Here is a 24362-nt window from a genome sequence, read left to right as displayed (position 1 = left end):
CAACTAAACAAGTTATGTAATAAATTCAAATAACAGCAATTCATCACGGTATTTTCACCGCAGCGACAACACCCACGGCCGTTTCTGGCATGGGCTTTTGCGGTTTATTGAGCACATCATTAATCGGCTTCGCGCCATCGTATTCACGGAGAATTTGTTTAGTTTCTTCATCATTCAACACAATGATGCTTATCCGACGGTTGATCGGGGCAAAGCCATCTTCTTTATCTAAATGAATGGCTGAAGCCATCCCCACCACGCGTAAGACTTTGTTTTCATCCATTCCACCGCGGATCAACTCGCGGCGCGAAGCATTTGCACGATCTGATGATAATTCCCAGTTGCTATAATTAGCCCCGTTGGCATAAGCCAGATCATCGGTATGCCCAGAGACACTAATTCGGTTTGGTACATCATTAAGAAGTGGCGCTATTGCACGCAAAATGTCGCGCATATAGGGTTCAACCGCTGCCGAACCCACTTTAAACATCGGTCGATTTTCACTATCAACAATTTGAATACGTAGCCCATCATTAATCATGTCAATCAGTAAATGGGGCTTTAATTCGTTCAAACGCGGGTCTTTTAAAATAGCCTGTTCAAGAGACTCTTTTAATTTTTCAAAACGATAATTTGCATTACCATCAATAATATTATTAGGTTCAGGCATCACATCCCCATCACGAAAAATAGGGTCTTTACCCCCACCAGGGATCGGATTTGTGGCATCGCCACTTTTACTTCCTGGGTTGATAGCTGTACTTAAGGGGGTGCGAAAATATTCAGCAATTTGTGTTAACTCTTGAGGACTTGAAATTGAGATCAGCCACATCACTAAAAAAAACGCCATCATCGCTGTCATAAAATCGGCATAAGCGATTTTCCATGAACCACCATGCCCGTTTTGCTGATGTGAACTGCGCTTTTTAACTCGAATAACATGAGGTGTATTGGCTGCCATCCGTTAGTTACTCCTCTGTTGTTTCTTGTGAGCGAGCACCTACTTTCACTTCTCGAACTTTATCTTCGAGTTCAACAAATGAAGGCCTATCTGCGCTGAATAACACCTTGCGGCCAAATTCAACCGCTATTTGAGGAGCGTAGCCTTGCAATGCTGAGAGGAAAGTCACTTTAATGCATTCCATCATTTTCAGTTGTTCACTACTACGCAGCCTAATCAGTGCAGCTAAAGGTAAAATAAAGCCATAAGCCACTAAAATACCTAGAAATGTCCCGACCATTGCATGGGCAATTAAAGCCCCCAACTCACCCGCAGGGCGATCCGCTGAGCCCAAGGCATTAACAACCCCCAGAACAGCCGCAACGATCCCAAAAGCTGGCATAGAGTCACCGACCATATTTAAACCTGAAGCTGGCACTTCATTTTCTTGACGAAAGGTTTCTAACTCTTCATCCATTAAAGCTTCAATTTCATGGCTTTGTAAGTTACTACTCACCATCAGACGTAAGTAATCCACGATAAACATCATGGTGGACTCATCTTTTAAAATACGGGGATATTGGGAAAAAATTTCACTTTCACTTGGATTATCAATGTCTTTTTCAAGTGCTAGCAGCCCTTGTTGGCGTGATTTATTCAGTAATTGAAATAACAACGCCATTAAGTCCATTGACATTGTTTTATTGTAGGAGGAACGACGGAAGAGTTTTGGTAATACTTTGCACAAGGCGACGATGGATTTGCCACTGTTACCAACAACAAAGGCACCTAAACCTGCACCTAAAATAATGACAAATTCAGCGGGTTGATAAAGCGCACCTAAATGGCCACCGACCATTAAGTATCCGCCAATAACCGCAACTGTAACAATGATATACCCGATGAGTATTAACACAATATTCCCTTTCACTCCGTTGGTTAACAGATGGCAGTCAAAGGGAATATTAGGAGTGACAGGCAAAACCTTTGCCTGTTAACCAAATCAATCCAATTACATTACCGCTTTAGTAATGCCATCCTGTCGATATACCGTAATATCGGCTAGATGCTCGGAAAGTTTACGTTTTTTTATTGCCCGTGATGGCGGTTGGCATAAACTGCAAGTGAAGCTATTTTCAGGAATATGTGCGTAGGTAATAAAAGAACCATGGCAACAACTACATTGTGAACTTTGTAACATACCACTTTCCACAAAACGGACTAGGGTCCAAGCACGTGTTAAAGCCAACAAAGGCTCTTCACCGGGTTCTGGTATACACTGTTCAAGATATAATCTATATGCTCGTAATATGGCATCAACACCGCGACATTGGCCACTTTTAAGTAAAAATTGATAAGCATTATAGAACATGGATGAATGAATATTCTGTTCCCACGTCATAAACCAATCTGTGGAGAAAGGCAACATCCCTTTTGGTGGAGGGCAACCTCTCAGCTCTTTATATAAACGAACTAAACGGCCACGACTGATTTGAGTTTCACTTTCTAACATTTGAAGGCGAGCGCCTAAAGAGATCAATTCCATGGCTAGTCGAATATCATTCGCTTCTTGGACAATACTTTTTTCAGCTGAGGTACTCATCTTTTTCTCGCTATTTCGGTGTCGCCCTCATTATGCGTTTGCAATAATCGGGTCGAAAGTAAAATACCTGTATGAATTTGTTGTAATTCATCAACTCTTGAATCACGGGTTAGCTTTTCAATTGTGTCACTATTATCAAATCTAAACTGGCAGATTAGCTGGTTTGTCTCTGCTAATTTGACTAATTGAGGAAGTGTAAGGTCTGCTAAAGTAGTTGCCATTGCATCAGAGATACCTAGACGAAACATCGCAGAGGCTTTCTCTTGAGAGATGAGTTTTTGGGCTAATAGCAAATATGAGAGGTTAATATCGTATATATGCTTCAGAAAATCTGTCGTCGAGCTCATTTTTTTTCCTTTCCGAATATTATCAACATCTGTGCGATCTGTGTGCAAAAAGAACAAATATGAATTTGAAAGTATTGTGTAATCAAATTATTAAATTTAAAAAGTAATTAAATTGGGTAAATGTAATTCCATTATTTTCCCATGTCATCCATTCAAAAATACCCAATTTGGAGTATAGATACACTAATTTCCAAACCTAAATTAAATATATTTCCTGAATACCTACAACAATAAGGAGTGACCAAAAAATTAGCGATTTCCATAAGAATCAGAAATTACTGATGTCATTATTAGTCGCCAATTATTATGCACCACTAAATTAACTATTCAAGGTACTTATGTTTCTTTTTGTACCAATGAGATGATTACCCATCAATTCATTAAATAATCTTCATTATTTCTTTATCTTCTATCACCTTATCCTAAATATCAACAACATTTTCAGTCACCCTAAGCAAAATGACAGGATTTTAATCAAAGCAACAACTCTTTAGATGCGATAACTAAGCAAAAAAAACCAAGCACAACATCAAAAACAAAATATTGATCCAAATCAATTTTTAGCATTAAGAAACTGAGTTGCACATAAGTGCATTAAGCCGTTATCGGCATTATTGGAATAAAACTTAATCATTAATTTTCAATAAGTTTAATCTATACTCCAACCATCGTTCAAAATTATTCAATCGTAGTTATCATAAAAACACTCATTATATTGTCATACATATTAAGTGTTCGCTTCTATTTTCATTAGATTCATTAAACAATGATTTTAATACCACCATATGACAATATTAATAAAATTTATAAAATTCACATCATTGACCAGTAATAAAAATCTATTTAGCTTAAATGCATCTGTTAGATCATTTTACTTATTTGGTAATTTAAGTAATTATCTTGTTATTAGTTCATTAAAGTAATTTTTTTGATTAATTAATATTTACTTTTTTATCTAAAATAACTGAAGTCTCATTTTTTTTAATAAAAAGATCAACCTACGCCAACCTGCCACTTTTGAGTCGAGAGCAAAAAATGAAGGTTTCAATTGAGAACATTCCGCTTTCCATATGTTTTTTATATCTCTTTTAAAATATTTGATCGGCACTTAAAATAGAAAGAACTAAAGATATTATTACTTGCCTTCATGCCTATCGTTTTTAGCTATTTTCACGTAACACCTCAAATTTAATTAACGTTAGTTATAGTAACCATTGATTACTATATACTTTTATTTTAACAAAATACCCTAAACAGCAATCAAACTTAAGTAAAATCGCTTAATCGAATAATGAAAAATTAAAAATTAAATTACTTTTAGTTAAAATAATTCAGTGAGGAACCTGCTTATAAAAGAAGCTAATTTATTACAATTTTTATGGTCAAAAAATTTTTTCAATTTGCGATAGCCCTCACACTTGTTTTCTTTATTTCTCAATAATTTCCGAATAAAACGATTCTCACATTGGTATATTTATGTTAAGAAGATCACATTAATCATTTCCAATGACGACCAGTGAATAAAATACAGGGCCAATAGACATAGAAATAAAGGAAGAAATGACTAGTTAAGTGAAGTGATAAACTTGTTTTCCTCATACGCCAATGCAACACTTAACACACTGGAATATAATTTAAAGGAAAAACATGTTCACTTATCAAGCAGCAGTTGAATTTATTGAGGAAGAAAATATTTATGAAATCAATTTTAGCGATTTTCCTGACCTACAGGGTGTTAGCTATTGTAAAGAAGACGTTGAGTTAGAAGCCCAAGAAATTTTGCTAGCCACTTTTGCGGAACATATTGAGCTCAGGAAACCAATTCCACTCGCAACGCAAACAAAAAGTGATGCAACCTTTACTGTTTATTTACCTATAATCTGCTGCTTAAAAATTGCTTTGCATAACGCTATTCTCAACTCTGCAATACAACGTGTCGATCTCGCTCGCAGGTTGAACATCAACGCACAACAAATAGAACGCTTACTAGATATTCATTACGCATCCAAAATTGACCTTTTAGAACAAGCCTTATATCTATTAGGCGTCGAAGCTTCAATCACTGTGACGCAAAAATTGCTTGATAACAGCTAAGCTAGCCATAATTCAAAGCCAATATAATGAAAATCTCATGGAAAAAACTAGGATCCCTTTACTTATTTCTTACGTATACTAATAAGTGCTAATGTAATAGCAGAGACTTGAGTTAAATTTAGCTCCTAATATCTCAAACTCTGCAGTTACAATAATCCCTGTTTATTCAGTGCATTACAGAATAATAGTACCCTATTTCAAACCGCCTCTTTTTAACTGCTCAAAACTCAATCAAATTTTACGTTCCCAACCAAAATCAACTCTCCCTTCAAATAGCCTCTCAGTTTTTTAGTTCCGCGCTCTAATAGCCTGTGATTTTATCCTGCCATTGAGTGCTAAAAAATTAAGCGATACTTTATATTCCGTTCCTAAACTAGCTAATTTTTCACAATAATAGTGAGGTAGTAACGCAAAAAGACTAATCAATATTTGACAGGTATTTACCCATTCTATAATCCTTAAAATAATTCATTTCAAATTAAAACCTCAATGAGGTACAATTAATTAGTTTTTAGATAGGGTATATGTATGAAGAAAGAAAATAGTTTAATCTCAAATATAAAAAATAGCGAGCAACCATACTGGCCTACACTAAAATTAATGTTAAGCTCATTAATTGTTTTTAATTTTTATTTAAATTTAGTTGATAAAAACAAATATTCATTGCTTATTAATGCTTTTGACTTAACATTAATACCTATGTTTGTATTTATAGTCGCATTTATAACAAAAAATACAACATGGAAAGAGTTACAATCTCACCTTCTTCCTGCTTTTATAATTTACTTTACGTTTCAAACAATCGATATGCTCCCACTCTATTTTACCGGTGAGTTAACGTTAAAAACATATCTATTTTCTCCTCAGTACGGAGTTTGGTTTTTTTTAGCAACACCTATATGGCAAGCTATCTTTTTGTTACTACCAAAAAGCGTTAAATCAAACAAATTCAAGCTATCTACAATCTTAGCTATATCACTATTAATTTCATTAATAACAAAAACTTACCTTATGCCGATCTCAGGTTTTTTCTCGGTTATTTTATACTTTCCTTTTTTTGTAATAGCTTACTTCATTAACAATGAAAATATATCTTCGCTAAGAAAAACTCCTATTATTTCTATTTTCTGCATAACAACCTTAACTATTTTATTCCTTAATTATCGAGAGACTTTCTTTGAATCAGTATTCAACACAATTAGTTCATATTTATTCCTCGTCTCATTTTCTGTCTATATTTTAAATTTTGCAATAAGCCTAATATTAGGTTTGAGCATTATTTACTTTGCTTTATCAACCCATAAATATGCAAAAGTATCAAACAATGCCTTAGGTGTTTATCTGATCCATCCTATTATTTGCTTTGTTATATTACAAACTTTAAATTATTTAGGCATAGAACTTAGCTTGCCCCTAATAATAACAGCGACTCTAGTCACAATTAGTTTAGCACTTTTATTAGCGTCAAACTCAATTATTCATTGGTTTATTGAGCCAGTATTTCGCTCTAATAAATTGAAATAATAAATTCATGAAGGATGTAATAGCACCCTCTTAAATGTCAAATATATTATTGGCATAGATAATGTGAACAGAACCTTTACAAAACTTGTAACCCATTTAATATTCATTTGATAGTATCCCATTGAATTCATCACAATGGAGTGTTTTATGCGCAAATATATTGCACCTTTAGCGGTAATCTCAATCACACTATCTACGTTCGCTATGGCCAGCTCTATACAAACCTCATCAGAATCTGTACAGGTAAAAGATGGTGTTATTAGTGCCCCTGAAGTCACCATTAAGTTAAACGGAACACAATCAGACAAAGGGTCACAGGAAAAGATTATCGTAGAAGCTGATTCTATCGAAATTGTCGATGGGGAACTGCGAGCAAAGGGCGCTAAATTATATGAACAGAATAAGGAAATAGAATAAGTAACTTATTGCCTGGGCAACGACAGCTCAGGCAATAAAAAACCCGCCGGAGTATTTTTTTATTCCAACTTCGTATTCTTCTTTATACTCATTCCTTGTTGCAACACATAGCCACTTATCTGTGGATTTGCCATTTTCACTTCTATGTGCCCTTATTTGTTCTAGAATTTTCCCTTGCCTCTATCAGCTATGCAAGAAAGGGGCGATTAGAAAAGTATTGAGATGGTTCTGCGATATGCATACTTAGCACCAGATCACTTAAGCAATTGCAAGTAAATCCTAAAAAATTGTTCGACCTAATGAGCCATAGCAAATGGATTTACCGCCGTATCGGTTCGGTTTGGATTGGCTATCAAGATAAAATCCAGCAAGACTTACTTGAGCATAAAGTTTCTGTAGTAAAAAATCGCACTGGTGAAGATAAGCAAGTGTCACAAGTTCGTGTTACTGCCAAAGGTTTATCTAAATTAGCAAAACTGTTAAGCGTGGAGGTAATGGCATGAACGCATTAACCGTTCAAAATTTACCGCCTGTTCAACATAACGGGTTTCGTGTAATCACCACCGAACTCTTAGCTAACGTTTATGAAACTGAAATTAATAATATTCAGCAAAATTTTAAACGTAATAAAAAACGCTTTATCGAGGGCAAGCATTACTTCAAGGTTGTCAGTGACGCACTCAATAATTTGCGACTGACAGTGAGTCAGTTACAAATATCAGCCAAGGTTAGAAGCCTTATCCTCTGGACAGAATGCGAAGCTTAACCATACCTAAGAGTATGAAGTTACGCGCAGACTGGCAGAAATGAATGGTGTTATTTACGCCAACCTCATGAGTCCGCAAGGAACTAAATCAGGCAAGCTATTAGCCTAACCACCCAGCCCAAGGACGGGCTAGATTTGGTTATCATTTTGGACTTCTACCGTTTGCATCAATCAACTTCCAGACCCCGCTATTGTATTGAAATGTCATTGTGAATTGATTATTTACCATCTCAGACCAGTAATCCAATATGACGGTATTTCCTTCAATATAAATAACATTTAAATTGTGAGGAAAGTCAGATTCTTTGTTTCTGTGATAAAAATACCTTTGAACTTGATTATCAAAATCTGGAATAGCTTTGCTAATTTCTACTATAAAACCTTTTAAGCTTTCAAAGTTGTCTACTTGCTCTGGCTCTAGCCCAATAACAATGTCGTGCTTTTGGGATACAGTAACCTCATCGTAATTGAGAATTACATCACCCAACGTTGTAATAAAATCTTCAGCTTGATACCTATTTATTCTTTTCATCTCACCATCCTATCAATTAGTTTCAGTAATGCTAGCTTAGCGGGAGTGCGAATTGAAGCAAAGCACACTTTCAGATTATGCGTTTAAGAGATATTTTATTTTCTCTAATTTAATAAGGGTGACTGTATGGGCGTAGAATTTCATATAACTCGTTCTGAATGCTGGTTTGATAGTGAAAGCAACCCGATCAGTAGCGATGAGTGGCTACTTATCTAACTCATGGCAAACCAAAGAACTTGATGAGACTGGCGACTCAGCGGCAGAACAAATGGGGTTGATAGCTGACGCAGCTTACTTGATGGCAATTCAATGTTAAAGGCTAGGGGCGATTGGATAGGAGGCTCAAATCATGCCATTCATATAGCCAATCTTAACCACCAAATCAAACACTACAAACGGGTCACTCAATGTTTGCATATACCCCATTCCATTGAACGTAGTGAAATTAATAATAAAAGCAGCGTAAGGTGACATTTTTATACCTGAAGAAAAGTAAAATTATCAATCAATAATAATTTACAAGAATTTTTTCTCAATCAGACAAAAGCTAAATCCCCCACCACAACACATTTCATATCGCTATTAATAGTGAGGAATACGCATATTTAAGGAATAGAAAATGACGATTCAAGAATCAGATGAAGCATGGAGCGCTTTTTTTGAGACTGAAAAAAGCGAAAGAAGGTTATTGTGAGAGAGGGAGTTATTTACGGGCTAAGTAATGAAGACTATCACAATGATGAGGCTATAAGCTCAACGTCAGTCAAAGCTATTAGCGTTAGCCCTGCCAATCTGTATTTTAACCCATTTAAAGGAAGTAAATCGGCGCAGATTGGAACGGCAATTCATGCAGCATTACTCGAGCCAGAGGTATTTGAAACTGATTTCATACTTGAGCCAGAAATAAAAACTCGCGCATCCAAGGAGTATAAGGAGCTAGCGAAAACCTACAACGCTGACAATATTCTAATAAATGGCGAAGTAGAAACAATCACACCGATGATTGAGTCTGCAAGGATGAATACCGACTTTATGGATTACATGGCGGCAAAGGAAAAATCAGAAGTATCCATGTTTGCCACCTGTCCGATTACTGGATTATCACTAATAATGAATGCCAAAACGTGATAGCTAAGATGAAAAACAGGGGGTCACAAAAAGGCTTTCCCTCACAGTCATCAAAGTATTCACACTTGGCATTTATTCGCTCACTACTGAGAATAGCTGCTAATGAGTTAAGTGGCTGACTCGAGAACAAGCTACGGCGTTAATTGATAATGCCGCCGATTACCTAAAGCCAGTTATTACCTTTGCATTAGCTACTGGTCTGCGAAGAGGAAATATACTTTGCCTTGAGTGGAGTCAGGTTGATTTAGTGAGAAAAGTAGCTTGGATTAACCCCGAACAATCCAAAAACTATCGCGCGATAGGTGTTTCGCTCAATGACACTGCCTGTCAGATTATTCGGGATCAGATAGGCAGACATACTAAATATGTTTTTGTCAGAGAGCGTAAGCAAAATGGTGTTATTGATTTAGTGCCAATGACGGTTAACGCAAACAAGGCATTTAATTCTGCCATGAAAAAAGCTGGTATTGAAGGGTTTCATTTTCATGATTTGCGTCATACTTGGGCGAGTTGGTTAATTCAAGCTGGTGTGCCATTATCAGCATTGCAAGAAATGGGCGGATGGGAAAGCATAGAAATGGTAAAACGATATGCCCACCTATCACCCAATCACTTGCAAGAACACGCCAAAAACATCGATGATATTTTAAATCTGAATGGCACGAATATGGCACGCAAGATAATTTAAAAAATCACAATCACACCTAACTCATTGAAAATCTTGGTGGGTTGTGGGGGGCTCGAACCCCCGACCTAATGATTAAGAGTCACCTACTCTGCCAACTGAGCTAACAACCCGATACAAATTATTTAACGCCTAACAATTGCTACAGTCAATATGATTCTGCTATTTTTATTACCTAAGTTAATTTTAAGTTGCGAATGTAAAATTTAAGAAAACTAATGCTTGAATAAACATCACTTCGTTCCTAACAAGATAACTTTTCCTTACTCTAATTGAGATTTGTGTCACAATATTTCACGCAAACATAACCACAAAATTAAAAAAAAGACTGTGGCTAATTATCACAAACCACTACGGACATCTTTAGTATGGAAGAAAATGCGAATTCACTATCAACACAACCCAATACTGATCGTAATCAGCTAAAACGTAGCCTTAGTAACCGCCATATACAACTTATTGCAATTGGTGGTGCAATTGGTACTGGCTTATTTATGGGTTCTGGCAAAACCATTTCACTCGCAGGCCCATCGATTATCTTTGTATATATGATAATTGGCTTTGTACTATTTTTCGTGATGCGCGCAATGGGTGAACTGCTACTTTCTAATCTGAACTACAAATCATTTAGTGATTTTTCTGCTGACCTTATCGGCCCATGGGCAGGCTTTTTTGTCGGTTGGACATACTGGTTCTGCTGGGTTATCACCGGTATTGCCGATATCATTGCGATTACAGCCTATGTGAGCTTTTGGGCTCCTGATTTTCCTGAATGGGTAACCTCGTTTATCTGCGTGGTCACCTTATTAACGCTCAACCTAGTTTCTGTCAGGCTATTCGGTGAGCTTGAATTCTGGTTCGCCATGATAAAAATTGTGGCCATTGTGGCTCTCATTGCTGTAGGCGGCACATTAATCGCCATGAATTTCCAATCCCCTACTGGCCATACTGCATCTTTAAGTAACATTTGGAGCGATGGTGGAATGTTCCCGATGGGGATCAGCGGCTTCTTTGCTGGCTTCCAAATTGCTATTTTTGCATTTGTTGGAATTGAATTAGTAGGTACGGCGGCTGCGGAGACACGTGATCCTGAGAAATCTTTGCCAAAAGCTATCAACGCAATCCCTATCAGGATCATTGCATTTTATGTCTTATCTTTAATTGTCATTATGGCTGTCACTCCTTGGCGAACCATATTGGCCGATAAAAGCCCATTTGTAGAAATGTTTGTCCTGATAAGCCTACCGGCAGCGGCAAGTATTGTTAACTTTGTGGTTCTAACTTCTGCGGCATCTTCAGCAAATAGTGGTGTGTTTTCCACCAGCAGAATGCTGTTTGGGCTTTCAAAAGAAGGTGATGCACCAAAACAATTTAGCCAATTATCTAAAAAAGCAGTGCCTGCTACCGGGCTAATTTTTACTTGTATCTGCCTCAGTTTTGGTATTGTTCTGATCTATTTTATTCCTGATATCATGCATGCATTCACGCTAGTCACAACCGTGTCTGCTATTCTCTTTATGTTTATTTGGAGCATGATTTTATATAGCTACTTAAATTTCCGTAAAAAACGCCCTGAAATGCACAAAGCATCTCATTACAAAATGCCTGCTGGAATTGTGATGTCATGGTTAAGCCTCGCCTTTTTCGCCTTTATGGTCGTGTTATTAGCATTTCAGCACGACACAAGACAAGCCTTAATTGCCACACCAGTTTGGTTTATTCTATTATTTATTGGTTACCAATTCGCCAAGCGTAGAAAAAACCATTAATGATAAAGCGTAAAAAGGCCGAGTAACAATACTGTTAGTCGGCCTTTTGATTTTATAAGCTCGCTCGATTAGCTTGCTTTATATTCTGCCTCAGCCTCATCAAAACGAGCTTGAGCTGCTGCACTTGGCGCTTTAGTCATTAAACTCACAACAACAATAGCGATTGTTGCTAATAAGAAACCAGGAATGATTTCGTACAAATCAAACCATTTGTATTTCATCCAAACTAGCACTGTCACAGCGCCAACTAGCATTCCTGCAAGTGCCCCCGTACGGGTCATTCGTTTCCACATTACAGAAATTAAAACAACAGGACCAAATGCCGCACCGAAACCCGCCCACGCATTACTCACTAAAGCCAAAACTTTATTATTTGGGTCACGAGCAATATAAATGGCAATTGCAGCGACCAACAACACCATAAAACGCCCTACCCACACTAACTCTTTTTGACTCGCACTCTTACGGATAAAAGGCTTATATAAATCTTCCGTTAACGCGCTTGCACAAACTAATAACTGGCAACTTAACGTACTCATTACCGCTGCTAATATGGCTGATAATAAAATACCAGCGACCCATGGGTTAAACAAAATTCCCGTTAACTCCATAAATATGCGCTCATTATTTTGCATGACCGACCCCGCTAAAGCCGGGTTATTTTCAAAATAAGCGATACCAAAGAAACCAACCGCAATTGTTCCACCTAGGCATAACACCATCCATGTCATACTAATACGTCGAGCAGAACGAATAGTACGCGCAGAGTCTGCTGCCATAAAACGCGCTAAAATGTGAGGTTGCCCAAAATAGCCTAATCCCCAACCTAGTAATGACAGAATTGCGATAATATTCATGTCTTTAAACATATCAAGATATTCAGGGTTTTTAGCTTTAATGACTTCAATAGAGGTATCTATTCCCCCTAAAGAAAGGATCACAACAATAGGTGTTAGAATCAATGCGAAGATCATTAATGAAGCTTGAACTGTATCAGTCCAACTCACCGCTAAAAAACCACCTAAGAAAGTGTAAGCAATGGTCGCGAGTGCCCCTAACCACATCGCTTTCTCATAACTCATATTAAATGTGCTTTCAAATAATAAACCACCTGCGACCACACCTGATGCACAATAAATCGTAAAGAAAACTAAAATAACAACAGCAGAAATAATACGTAAAATCTTACTATTATCTTCAAAACGGCTCGTAAAATAATCAGGTAATGTTAGTGCATTATTATTTTTTTCTGTTTGGACACGTAAACGCCCTGCAACAAATAACCAGTTAAGATATGCACCGAGACTCAAACCGATAGCAATCCAACTTTCAGAAATCCCGGCTAAGAAAATCGCACCCGGTAACCCCATAAGCAACCAACCGCTCATATCTGAGGCTCCAGCGGACAATGCAGTTACGACACTGCCTAAACTTCGTCCACCCAGAATATAATCGTCAAAGTTTTTAGTTGAGCGATAGGCTATATAGCCAATTAGTAACATGCCAGTAATATATACGACGAACATAATGATCATCGGAGTGCTTACAGTCATCCTGTTTTCTCCATTGAGTAGCTTTAAAATTATTAGTTATCTTTATAAGTTGCCGTTGATAACTTGTAACTTCATGGTGTTGCACTTTATTGCACATATTTAATTTATCTGCACTAACACCAAATAGGTTGTGATTGTTTGTGTTGCACTAACTTAATATCTTAACTGCCCCATCCTAGACAGACTCATATTAAATTAACAAGAAATTAACTATTTTTTATTGCATAAATAGAATCCATATCACAAATGTTAAAATTTAAACTAAAATTCACAATCAGATGTTTAACTGTCCCGCCTAAAAAAATAAAACGTAACCACATGTAAAATATAATAATTAAATAAACACTAATTTAATTGAAATTATTAAAACTTAAAAAACTCGATATGTTTCACATTTCCTTCAGAAACCACACTTAACAATGTTGCACAAAGTTGCAACATTAAGATAATGTGGTGTAACTTTTTTGATTAAAATGACTCGTGACCTAGAGGAATTAAGATGAGTAGCACTACAACTATGGGTGTGAGACTTGATGAAGCAACTCGTGAACGCATTAAAAATGCCGCTCAGCGTCTTGACCGCACATCACATTGGCTTATCAAACAAGCTATTTATAATTACCTAGAACAACTCGATAATGGCCAAGCCTTTCCAGAGCTATCACCCGGTATCGATGTAAAAGAAAATCAAACTTCTGATGAAGACACCACTGTTGAATCTAACTATCAACCATTCTTAGATTTCGCAGAGCACATTTTACCACAATCTGTAAAACGCTCTGCAATTACTTCTGCTTACCGAATTCCTGAAACACAAGCTGTGCCAATGTTATTGCAACAAGCACAACTCCCTACAGAACAAGCTGAAGCCGCTCATAAATTAGCGTATTCAATCGCTGAAAAACTGCGTAATCAAAAAAATGGCATCGGCCGCTCAGGCTTAGTTCAAGGTCTACTTCAAGAATTTTCACTTTCATCTCAAGAAGGTGTCGCATTAATGTGTCTCGCAGAGGCCTTATTGCGCATTCCTGATAAAGCAACGCGAGATGCGCTTATCCGTGACAAAATTAGCAATGGGAATTGGCAATCACACCTTGGCCAAAGTAGCTCAATGTTTGTCAATGCCGCAACTTGGGGATTGCTGTTTACGGGTAAGCTAGTTTCTACACATAATGAAGCAAAACTATCAACCTCACTTAATCGCATCATCAGTAAAAGTGGTGAGCCACTAGTGCGCAAAGGCGTTGATATGGCAATGCGCCTTATGGGAGAGCAATTCGTCACTGGCGAAACTATCTCCCAAGCACTCGCTAACGCACGCAAACTCGAAGATAAAGGCTTCCGATATTCTTACGATATGCTAGGGGAAGCCGCATTAACGGAAAAAGATGCGCAAGATTACATGGTGTCTTACCAGCAGGCTATCCATGCTATTGGTAAAGCATCAAATGGCCGCGGTATCTACGAAGGCCCGGGTATTTCAATTAAGCTATCGGCACTGCATCCACGTTATAGCCGTGCACAATACTCTCGCGTGATGGAAGAGCTTTATCCACGCCTGTTATCCCTCGTATTACAAGCACATCAATACGATGTAGGGATTAATATTGACGCCGAAGAAGCTGACCGCTTAGAAATCTCTTTAGATTTGCTAGAAAAACTCTGCTTCGAACCACAACTTGCGGGTTGGAATGGGATAGGCTTTGTTATCCAGGCTTACCAAAAACGCTGCCCATTTGTGATTGATTCAATTATAAATTTGGCTGAACGCAGCCAACGTCGTTTAATGATCCGCTTAGTAAAAGGTGCTTATTGGGACAGTGAAATCAAGCGCGCTCAAATGGATGGACTAGAAGGTTACCCAGTTTATACGCGTAAAGTGTATACTGACGTTTCTTATATTGCCTGTGCGCGAAAACTCCTATCGGTTCCCAATTTAATTTACCCACAATTTGCAACGCACAACGCACACACCCTCTCAGCTATCTACCAAATTGCAGGTAAAAATTATTACCCTGGCCAGTACGAATTCCAATGTCTACATGGAATGGGCGAGCCACTTTATGAGCAAGTTGTTGGTAAAGTCGCTGATGGCAAACTAAACCGCCCTTGCCGTATTTATGCACCTGTTGGTACACACGAAACTTTATTAGCCTATTTAGTGCGTCGATTATTAGAAAATGGCGCAAATACTTCATTTGTAAACCGTATCGCTGATGCCACTATTCCTCTCGATGAATTAGTTGCCGACCCAGTCAAAGATGTTTTAGAACTGTCAAAAACTGAAGGGCAAATTGGCTTACCGCATCCAAAAATTCCATTACCACGTGATCTGTACGGCCTAGAACGTGTGAATTCAATGGGGCTTGACCTATCAAACGAACATCGACTGGCTTCGTTATCAAGTGCCCTACTGAGTGCGGCTATGCAGCAAAAAATCGCAGAACCACTGTTAGGGGGTGATTTCCAAGCTTCGCAAGCGTTACCTGAAGCAACACCGATTACTAACCCGGCTTGTCATAAAGATATTGTCGGCCACGTTCGCGAAACAACAGAACAAGAAGCTGAACATGCATTAAATACGGCTAACGATGCAGGTACTATCTGGTTTGCAACCCCGCCTTCTGAACGAGCTGCTATCTTATTACGTGCGGCTGATCTCATGGAACAACAGCTACAGCCGCTGTTAGATATTTTAGTGCGTGAGGCAGGTAAAACCTACAACAATGCGATTGCAGAGGTTAGGGAAGCGGTAGATTTTCTTAACTACTATGCAACCCAAGTCAAAAATGATTTTGATAACAATACGCACCGTCCTTTAGGGCCTGTGGTCTGTATTAGCCCATGGAACTTCCCATTAGCAATATTTTCAGGACAAATTGCTGCCGCTCTCGCAGCAGGTAACACCGTACTCGCGAAACCGGCTGAACAAACACCATTAATCGGTGCTATCGCGGTATCTATTTTGCATCAAGCAGGTATTCCTCGCGATGTACTGCAATTTTTACCGGGTAAAGGTGAAACCATTGGTGCCCAACTCGTTGGCGACACTCGTGTTCGAGGGGTCATGTTTACTGGGTCAACAGAAGTCGCAGGGTTACTTCAACGTAATATTGCAGGACGCCTAGATGCACAAGGCCGCCCTACCCCTCTGATTGCAGAAACTGGCGGGTTAAATGCAATGATAGTTGATTCTTCTGCACTCACAGAACAAGTTGTCACTGATGTTGTCGCATCTGCATTTGATAGTGCGGGTCAGCGTTGTTCGGCACTGCGCATTCTATGTATCCAAGAAGATGTCGCAGATAGAACCATTCGTATGTTAAAAGGCGCAATGGAAGAGTGCCGCATGGGGAATCCAGAGCATTTATCAACCGATATTGGCCCTGTGATTGACCGTGAAGCAAAAGAGAATATCGATCAACATATTCAGAAAATGCGCAGTAAAGGGAAACCTGTTTTCCAAGCTGCATTTGAAAACCATGATGATCAGCAAGAACAAATGGAAGGAACCTATGTTAAGCCGACATTAATAGAACTTGATGATGTAAGTGAACTGAAAAAAGAGATCTTTGGCCCTGTTCTTCACGTTGTGCGTTTTAAACGAGATGAGCTAGAAGCACTCGTTGAACAAATTAACGCTGCAGGTTATGGGCTGACATTGGGTGTCCACACTCGTATCGATGAAACTATCAACCAAGTCGTTTCAAAAGCTAAAGTTGGCAATCTGTACGTAAACCGAAATATGGTTGGTGCCGTTGTTGGCGTGCAACCTTTTGGTGGTGAAGGTTTATCCGGGACTGGTCCTAAAGCAGGTGGTCCATTATATCTTTACCGTTTATTAAGCGAACGCCCAGATAATGCTGTTTCAAATACTTTAGAGCGACAAGATAGCCATTTACCTATGGATGCAAGTGCCAGAACTATTTTACTTGAGCCATTTGAAGCACTTACACAATGGTCTGAAAAACAAAACTCGGCTATTTCGCCTTCCGTAATTGAGCTATTTACACGCCATAGCCAAACAGGAACCACCCGTGTATTACCGGGCCCAACGGGAGAAAGAAATACCTATACCTTGCGCCCTCGTGGTTTGATTTTATGCCTTAGTGATAATGAACAAGATTGTTTAACCCAGCTAACCGCTGTACTTTCTGCGGGTTGTCAGGTGTTATGGCCAGATAGTGAGCTCCATCAGAAGCTGTTCAAATCACTGCCTGAAAAAGTGAGAAAAACCATATCGCTAACTAAAAACTGGATAGAAACTAAAGAGCCAATCGAAGGCGTTATTTATCATGGTGATAGCGATCAGCTAAAAGAGGTTTGCGCGGTAGTTGCACAACGTAAAGGGCCAATTATTTCAGTACAAGGCTTCGAACGCGGTGAAATTAATCTTCTGACTGAACGCTTACTTCATGAACGTTCACTGAGTGTCAATACCGCTGCAGCAGGCGGTAATGCTAGCTTAATGACAATAGGATAATAAACAAAAAGCCTGACCTCGTTATCTACGATGGTCAGGCCATATATCACAGTATCTTTGTTTAAAAATATATTTGTTTAAAAATACATTTATCTCATAACAACAACAGTCATCGTTCCTATCAGATAAATGCTATCCCAGATACCTGCACGCTGAAAACATAAAAGGTGCCCATGAGGACACCATTGCTTAAAAACAACAATGAAAATAGCGATACTTATTTTCAATATGTCATTCTAATTATTGCGTTTTTCTGATTCCCAGAATAAATACTGTTCATATTTACGTAATGCAATATTGTAATTACTAAATGCAGAATCTGTCATTTTCTCACTTAACTCATCTTGAACTTTACTTGCAGTAAATTCTTTCATAGAAAAATTAGAGGACGATAACAGTTCGTCTAAACGGCGTAAGCGAACAACATATTCACGAACAGTACTATGGCTCATCTCAGTCTGTAAGAATAAATACTGTTTAAATGACATAATATCAAAATAATCAGTATTGCTATTGCAATAAATTTCACTACAAAAACGACAAAGTGCAGTAAATTTATCTTGCAGCTCCCCCCAGGCACCTTCATCGACCAATTCAGTCATATCAGCGATAGCTTCTTTATTTAAGATGTCATCGTTGAAAACTAAAGAGATGCGATCAAGAGTCTTGTGACAATGTGCACAATGAGTTTGGCTGTGTTTAAAATCTTTGATGTAACGACTCAGAGGCCGTTTCTTTACAATAGAAGCAGACATAATGGTAAAGCCCTGTGTGTAAGTCTAAATATAAAATTGTAACCAGATAAATCAGGCTACATACATTGTATGCCCATAGCATTAATATAATATCTGCTATGTTGCATGGCGATATGGTGAACCCATATCATATATTCTTACTTTACCTTTAGTGAATTGATCACACTAAAAATGTACAGTAAGAAAAGTTATTACCCTTTGTTAAACACATTCTAACCCGTCTCTCGCTCTTTGGCGAATTTCTACGGTGAGTCAATTTTGGTATGAATTTGAGTTAGCGTCAACAAAATTAACTTAGTTGTCGTTAACTCTGTACACCTATCATTAACCATTAGTTAAGCGATACTGACATATTAGTTCGCTTAAAAACAAAGACTCTACCTGATAATTTCATCTGCGTACAAAGAAAATTTAATTTAAAAATCAAACTTATACTGATACAAAGGTTTTATTCTTAAATTTGTGAAGTAGCTCACTTTTCACATCTATAATTGCATCTTAAATGAACAGCCATTAATTCTGTAAATATTTCATAGTGAAAACGTATCATTCGACCGTAAATATTTTGTTACAAATAAACGATTTTTTAATACATTTAATTTCATATAAAAAATGTTATTTCGATATTAAAACGCTGATACGGGCACTCAATATAGGTAAATCCACGTATTAAACATAATTCTATGGTGATGGCTGAAGCATAATTATTGCCAAAAAATATGTTTATTAAATTAAGAGACCGTAACGCCACCTATCCTTCTTTTGCAAACTCGCCTTTAACTTTTTTCTCTCTAACTTCAATTACGTTATCCACCAATCACTCTAAATATACGTAGAGCAGTCAAAGAGATACCATAACCGCATGATAAAAAAAGATTTACCTAAACCCATGAAGTTATATAGTGAGAATGCCTACAAATAAAATACGATAGCCTAATCAAATTAAAATTTAATTAGCTAGCTAAAATATTATTTTAGGATTTGTCACGTTTGATATTAAAAACATCTCTTATATACTCAATTCGCTATATAAATAAATAATTTTAATAAGGTTGATTATGAAAAAGTTAATTTTAGCTTGTGGTATGGGGTTATTGGCACTGACAATCACTGCTTGTTCGGAAGAAGAGAAAAAAGGCGAAGTTGCTGGTGCAACTGAAACTTGTAATGCTTACTTCGCTGAAGTTGATAGCTTAATTGCTAAAGCTTCAGAAAACCCGCAAGCAAAAGCTCAGCTAGATGCAATGAAAGGTCAGCTGGAAGAAGGTAAAAAACAAGTTGCTGCACTACCTAAAGATCAACAAGATAAAGCTTGCCAACAAGGTATTGATGCAATGAAACAGATGAAAACTGCTTTAGGTCTGTAATAAGCCCTATTCTTTTTATTCTGTAAGATCAAAAAGAGCCATTGTCATTATGGCTCTTTTTATTTTTTGAATATTAATGAGTTACAGTAAATATTAAATAACCCACACTAGATACCTAACAAAACAGATAAGAGGTTATTGGACCTCCCCCCTTTTAACGCTATTTTATAACCAAGTTCCAAAACGTTTGATATAAAATTGCTTCATCAGCTGAGCGACAACACAATAGCTCACTAATGTAAGTGCTAGCCATGGGAAATATTCTATTGGTAACGGTTGTAATCCTATCATTTCACCAAATGAAGAAAATGGAATATATAACCCAAGAGCCATAATTAACCCCGTTGTTAGCATAACAGGTAGTGCCGCAGTACTTTGTATAAACGGTATTTTTTGTGTTCTTAACATATGAACAACTAGCGTCTGTGAAAGTAACCCTTCAACAAACCAACCCGATTGGAACAACGCTTCATGAGCAACACTATTCGCTTGGAACACGTACCACATTAGTGCGAAAGTCGTAATATCAAAGATAGATGATGTTGGCCCAATCCAAATCATAAAGCGACCGATATTTTTTGCATCCCATTTGCGGGGGCGCTTTAAAAACTCTTTATCCATTTTATCCCATGGCAATGCAAGCTGGGAAATATCATACAGCAAGTTTTGAACGAGCAAATGAATGGCTAGCATCGGTAGGAAGGGAATAAATGCGCTCGCAATTAATACAGAAAATACGTTACCAAAGTTAGAGCTCGCGGTCATGTTTAAGTATTTAATAATATTACCAAAAGTCTCTCGTCCTTTAATCACCCCTTGCTCTAATACCATCAAATCTTTTTCAAGTAGGATAATATCCGCAGACTCCTTAGCAATATCCGTCCCTGTATCAACTGAAATTCCCACATCAGCATCACGTAACGCAGGCGCATCATTGATCCCATCACCAAGAAAACCAACCGTATGTCCATTAGCTTGTAACCGTTTTAAAATACGGGACTTTTGCAGCGGTGTTAATTTACAGAAAACTGAAACCTGTTCAACTTTTTGGCTCAACTCTTCGTCTGCCAGCTCTTCAACCTCTAAGCCGGTCATGATTTCACTGATATTTAAACCAACATCATGACAAATTTTTTCAGTAATAATCGCATTATCACCCGTCAACACCTTAACCGTCACACCATTTTCACGTAGTGCAGCAATAGCTGAAATTGCACTTTCTTTTGCAGGGTCAAGGAAAGTTAAAATGCCTTGTAATTCTAACTGATACTCAGCTTGAGCCGAAAGCGGTAAGCTGGCTTCCGCTTTATTCAAATGACGAGTAGCGAGTAACAATACACGAAATCCCTGTCTGTTATAGTCACTCACTAGCTCAGTAATTTTTGTTCTTGCTTGGTCATCCAGTAAATGAAGCTCACCATCTTGTTGGTAACTTTGGCAAACAGCTAACATTTCCTCAGCCGCTCCCTTACAAATAAGTAGGGCTTCACCTTCCGGTGTTCTCACAGTTACTGACAATTTGCGTCGAATAAAATCAAAGGGCAATTCATCAATTTTTTGGAATGCTTTTAGCTGCTCAACTTCACTGTTACCTCTACCTCGACGGATAATAGCCTGATCCATCATGTTCTTAGCACCACTTTGGTGAAAGCTGTTTAGCCAGGCTAATTGCAAAATTTTACTATTTTTCTGCCCATTACTATCTAAATAATGTTCTAAAATAATACGATCTTGCGTTAATGTTCCCGTTTTGTCCGTACACAGCACATCCATCGCACCAAAGTTTTGTATCGCATTTAACCTTTTGACAATCACCTTGTGTTTCGACATGGCGATTGCCCCTTTGGCTAAGTTTGAGCTTACAATCATCGGTAACATTTCGGGCGTTAGCCCCACGGCAACAGCCAGTGAGAATAATGTCGCTTCGAACCAATCTCCTTTTGTAAACCCATTGATAAGCAATACAATTGGTACCATGACTAACATAAAACGGATCAATAACCAACTGACACTATTCACACCACGATCAAACGATGTTTGCGCACGGCTTCCCACAATCGATTTGGCCAGTGAGCCTAAATAGGTTTTTCCGCCCGTTGCTACTACAATTCCACGCGCTGTACCACTGGTAACATTGGTTCCCATTAAGCAGATATTTGAAATTTCTAACAATTCATTTTCTGTTGGCGATACAGGTTCTAAACTTTTAGCTGAAACATCACCCAATGTGTCATATTTTTCTACAGGTATTGATTCCCCTGTTAGAATGGCTTGGCTGATAAACAAGTCTCTTGATTCAACAAGTTTTAGATCAGCAGGAACCATATCTCCTGCGGATAACAACACAATATCCCCAGGGACTAGGCATTTAATTGGTACCTCTTTTCGAACAGAACGCCCCGTTTTATTATCACGCCGAAATACAGTCGCTGTCGTACGAACTAAGGATTTCAAGGCTTCTGCGGCTTTATTGGTTCGATACTCTTGCCAAAAACGTAAAAATCCACTCAATAAAACCATCGTGACGATAATAATCACCCCGGTTAAATCTGTTTCTTCGCCTTGACGTTTGGGAATAACATAATCCGTAAAAAAGCTCACAATGGCTAATATAATCAGTACGAATATGAATGGATTTTTAAAAGAAGAGATCAATTGTTTCCATGCTGGAGGGGCTTTTTCATGAGCAACTTCATTTTCGCCTTCAGTAACAAGGCGATCCATTGCCTCATTCTCTGGTAAGCCTAATAAATTTGTTTGATATTCATTGAGCACTTGCTCAATGTTTTTACTCGCTTGTTCGCCAACAATAAATTTTTGGCGTGCAGCCGCTTTGACGCTTTTGCGCGGTTCTCTTATTTCAGTCATAACGTTGTCTCGAATACAACACTCGTGATTTTTACGCTATCCAACTGAAATAAAATTAAATTATTATCAGTAGGATAGCTCCAATTTATATCTCCATGACGGAGGGTGGTCGTCCATTTCAGCTCCTATAGTGAGTTAATTTAAAGTCATCAGGCAGGTAGCTCTGATGCCACTTTCCAATTGATAGCACTAACACTTTGCTCAAGACTTATTCTGCATACCAATGCTTCAATTTCTTTTTGCTCGGCAGGTGTCGCGAGAAATTCAGCACACACTTCCAGCTGTTCAGGTTTCAATGTGTCTGCACTGCTTAACGATCGCAACCGAATATGTAATCCGTTAATTGCTTGTAAAATAAGTGTTCTTACTAAGATTTCATCCGTTTGATGGCACATGACACGAATTTTATAACGTTGTTCTACATCGAGTGCTTGCTGTTGTGGTTGCTTATTAATTCGTGAAGCGGCTTCTCTTAACAAAATATTGGCGCATAAAATTAATAACGTCGCCATCAATGCCAGAGAGTATTGCCCTAATCCACATAAAACACCGATCCCCGCAGAACACCAAAGTGTTGCCGCAGTGTTTAGCCCTCGGATGTTCATGCCTTCACGCATGATTACTCCCGCCCCAAGGAAACCAATTCCAGACACCACTTGAGCGGCAATACGCCCGGGACTATCTGGTGATGTCGTTACAGAACTTAAAATAAACACGGCTGCGCCAGTTGCAACCAGTGCATTCGTTCTCAAACCCGCCATTCGTTGACGCCATTGGCGCTCAGCACCAATTAATGCACCAAAACACATAGCAGACAGTAAATTTAAAATATCAGGGGAAAAAAGCATGATAATCCCTCCAAAAATAACTTGGATAATGATTTATATGCTTAATAAAAAGCATATAGCTATATTTTGAGTAAAATAAATTACTCAAAAACCATTAGCTATTGCCTGGAGGAAATAGAGAATAAATATATACCAACATGATACACACTCAATACAGCTATAATACGCTATTTAATTAAATACAATTATAAGGGAGTAGTGTGATGAGGAAACATCAGATACCGCCCGCCGTCGTGGCAAGCAGCAAAAAGAAAAGAAGATTACTGGCTTGCCATTAAATTAAGTTTTTATTCCAACTCTGACTGTCCAAGTAATAATCTCCTAAGTAAAAGATGGGAGGAGTATAAGTGGGGAAAATTATTAAGTAAAGAACAAAGTGTCCATTAAATTGAAACTTATCTTTCAACTGGCGTAACAAAAATCCCTTCATCACCTTCTTTTTCATTAAAGAACCAAATACCTTCAGGGTAATCAGGTAATGCAATTAAATACATTATCCCTTCATTAAAAGGTTCGATAAGTAAAATAGTACCTTCTCGGCGCTCTTCTCCGTCTGTTTTTACATAAACACGGTCATTAATATTCATAACACTCTTTTCCCAACAAAATAAGTTAACCATAAATGTAGCGCATACGAAAAAGCCCGTCATTAAAAATGACGGGCTTTAGAAAATCAGTTAAGC

At 38.0% G+C, this 24362-nt stretch carries 19 protein-coding genes, 1 tRNA gene and 2 pseudogenes; 11 read left to right on the top strand and 11 right to left on the bottom strand.

The window, feature by feature from the left end:
• Positions 1–43: 43 nt before the first annotated feature.
• The 4 genes from motB to flhD all read right to left on the bottom strand — a co-directional run bounded on the left by motB (position 44) and on the right by flhD (position 2890).
• On the bottom strand, positions 44–961 hold the full coding sequence (gene motB / locus CYG50_RS05315) for a flagellar motor protein MotB (protein WP_102139580.1): 918 nt from the start codon (positions 959–961) through the stop codon (positions 44–46).
• Positions 962–968: 7 nt separating this feature from the next.
• Positions 969–1856, bottom strand: a complete 888-nt coding sequence (gene motA / locus CYG50_RS05310; protein WP_004909829.1) for a flagellar motor stator protein MotA — start codon at positions 1854–1856, stop codon at positions 969–971.
• A gap of 96 nt (positions 1857–1952) precedes the next feature.
• Positions 1953–2543: a flagellar transcriptional regulator FlhC gene (gene flhC / locus CYG50_RS05305; RefSeq protein ID WP_102139579.1), complete on the bottom strand. Its 591-nt coding sequence runs from the start codon at positions 2541–2543 to the stop codon at positions 1953–1955.
• Positions 2540–2890, bottom strand: a complete 351-nt coding sequence (flhD, locus tag CYG50_RS05300; protein ID WP_004909823.1) for a flagellar transcriptional regulator FlhD — start codon at positions 2888–2890, stop codon at positions 2540–2542. The genes flhC and flhD overlap by 4 nt, the downstream gene beginning before the upstream one ends.
• Positions 2891–4537: 1647 nt before the next feature.
• Here flhD and CYG50_RS05295 point away from each other — a divergent pair.
• The 5 genes and pseudogenes from CYG50_RS05295 to CYG50_RS05275 all read left to right on the top strand — a co-directional run.
• Positions 4538–4984 (top strand): type II toxin-antitoxin system HicB family antitoxin, encoded by a 447-nt coding sequence (locus tag CYG50_RS05295; RefSeq protein WP_102139578.1) that lies wholly within the window; start codon positions 4538–4540, stop codon positions 4982–4984.
• 528 nt (positions 4985–5512) lie between these two features.
• Positions 5513–6508 (top strand): acyltransferase family protein, encoded by a 996-nt coding sequence (locus tag CYG50_RS05290; protein ID WP_102139577.1) that lies wholly within the window; start codon positions 5513–5515, stop codon positions 6506–6508.
• Between the two features lie 147 nt (positions 6509–6655).
• Positions 6656–6925, top strand: coding sequence for a hypothetical protein (locus CYG50_RS05285; protein ID WP_102139576.1), 270 nt, complete (start codon positions 6656–6658; stop codon positions 6923–6925).
• A 233-nt stretch (positions 6926–7158) separates the two neighbouring features.
• Positions 7159–7428, top strand: a complete 270-nt coding sequence (locus CYG50_RS05280; protein WP_331001551.1) for a phage antirepressor KilAC domain-containing protein — start codon at positions 7159–7161, stop codon at positions 7426–7428.
• Positions 7425–7679, top strand: a pseudogene (locus CYG50_RS05275) (ORF6N domain-containing protein); the annotation flags it as partial. The gene CYG50_RS05280 and the pseudogene CYG50_RS05275, both read left to right, overlap by 4 nt.
• A 154-nt stretch (positions 7680–7833) precedes the next feature.
• Here CYG50_RS05275 and CYG50_RS05270 read toward each other — a convergent pair.
• Positions 7834–8223, bottom strand: coding sequence for a hypothetical protein (locus tag CYG50_RS05270; protein ID WP_102139573.1), 390 nt, complete (start codon positions 8221–8223; stop codon positions 7834–7836).
• Between the two features lie 172 nt (positions 8224–8395).
• On the opposite strand from CYG50_RS05270, the gene CYG50_RS22870 reads away from it, so the two are divergent.
• The 3 genes and pseudogenes from CYG50_RS22870 to CYG50_RS05260 all read left to right on the top strand — a co-directional run.
• A complete protein-coding gene (locus CYG50_RS22870) occupies positions 8396–8539 on the top strand; it encodes a hypothetical protein (RefSeq protein ID WP_168222828.1) in 144 nt (47 codons plus the stop codon).
• A gap of 374 nt (positions 8540–8913) precedes the next feature.
• Positions 8914–9351, top strand: coding sequence for a PD-(D/E)XK nuclease-like domain-containing protein (locus tag CYG50_RS05265; RefSeq protein ID WP_102139572.1), 438 nt, complete (start codon positions 8914–8916; stop codon positions 9349–9351).
• A pseudogene (locus CYG50_RS05260) lies at positions 9324–10039 on the top strand (site-specific integrase); the annotation flags it as partial. The gene CYG50_RS05265 and the pseudogene CYG50_RS05260, both read left to right, overlap by 28 nt.
• Positions 10040–10073: 34 nt before the next feature.
• Here the strand turns inward: CYG50_RS05260 and CYG50_RS05255 are convergent.
• Positions 10074–10149, bottom strand: a tRNA-Lys gene (locus CYG50_RS05255).
• Positions 10150–10404: 255 nt separating this feature from the next.
• On the opposite strand from CYG50_RS05255, the gene cycA reads away from it, so the two are divergent.
• Positions 10405–11805: a D-serine/D-alanine/glycine transporter gene (gene cycA / locus CYG50_RS05250; RefSeq protein ID WP_102139570.1), complete on the top strand. Its 1401-nt coding sequence runs from the start codon at positions 10405–10407 to the stop codon at positions 11803–11805.
• Positions 11806–11873: 68 nt separating this feature from the next.
• Here the strand turns inward: cycA and putP are convergent, their stop codons facing one another.
• A complete protein-coding gene (gene putP, locus CYG50_RS05245) occupies positions 11874–13358 on the bottom strand; it encodes a sodium/proline symporter PutP (RefSeq protein ID WP_102139569.1) in 1485 nt (494 codons plus the stop codon).
• Positions 13359–13857: 499 nt separating this feature from the next.
• Between putP and putA the strand changes: the two genes are divergently transcribed.
• Positions 13858–17841, top strand: a complete 3984-nt coding sequence (gene putA / locus CYG50_RS05240; RefSeq protein WP_102139568.1) for a trifunctional transcriptional regulator/proline dehydrogenase/L-glutamate gamma-semialdehyde dehydrogenase — start codon at positions 13858–13860, stop codon at positions 17839–17841.
• Positions 17842–18077: 236 nt separating this feature from the next.
• Here putA and fliZ read toward each other — a convergent pair whose 3' ends face one another.
• Entirely contained in the window at positions 18078–18596 is a 519-nt protein-coding gene (gene fliZ / locus CYG50_RS05235; protein WP_102139567.1) for a flagella biosynthesis regulatory protein FliZ, read from the bottom strand.
• Between the two features lie 1058 nt (positions 18597–19654).
• Between fliZ and CYG50_RS05230 the strand changes: the two genes are divergently transcribed.
• The gene (locus CYG50_RS05230) at positions 19655–19963 is read left to right on the top strand and encodes a DUF5339 domain-containing protein (protein WP_102139566.1); all 309 of its coding nucleotides are present in this window, start codon (positions 19655–19657) and stop codon (positions 19961–19963) included.
• 165 nt (positions 19964–20128) lie between these two features.
• On the opposite strand, the gene mgtA is transcribed toward CYG50_RS05230, so the two are convergent.
• The 3 genes from mgtA to dsrB form a co-directional block, all read right to left on the bottom strand.
• Positions 20129–22831, bottom strand: coding sequence for a magnesium-translocating P-type ATPase (gene mgtA / locus CYG50_RS05225; protein WP_102139565.1), 2703 nt, complete (start codon positions 22829–22831; stop codon positions 20129–20131).
• A 149-nt stretch (positions 22832–22980) separates the two neighbouring features.
• Positions 22981–23679 (bottom strand): MgtC family protein, encoded by a 699-nt coding sequence (locus tag CYG50_RS05220; protein ID WP_042847948.1) that lies wholly within the window; start codon positions 23677–23679, stop codon positions 22981–22983.
• A gap of 395 nt (positions 23680–24074) precedes the next feature.
• Positions 24075–24266, bottom strand: coding sequence for a protein DsrB (dsrB, locus tag CYG50_RS05215; protein ID WP_181489861.1), 192 nt, complete (start codon positions 24264–24266; stop codon positions 24075–24077).
• Between the last annotated feature and the right edge of the window lie 96 nt (positions 24267–24362).

The sequence above is a fragment of the Providencia huaxiensis genome, assembly GCF_002843235.3.
Taxonomy (GTDB): domain Bacteria; phylum Pseudomonadota; class Gammaproteobacteria; order Enterobacterales; family Enterobacteriaceae; genus Providencia; species Providencia huaxiensis.
Note: the sequence above shows the minus strand (reverse complement) of the source record. Positions and strands in the feature narration are given on the sequence as shown.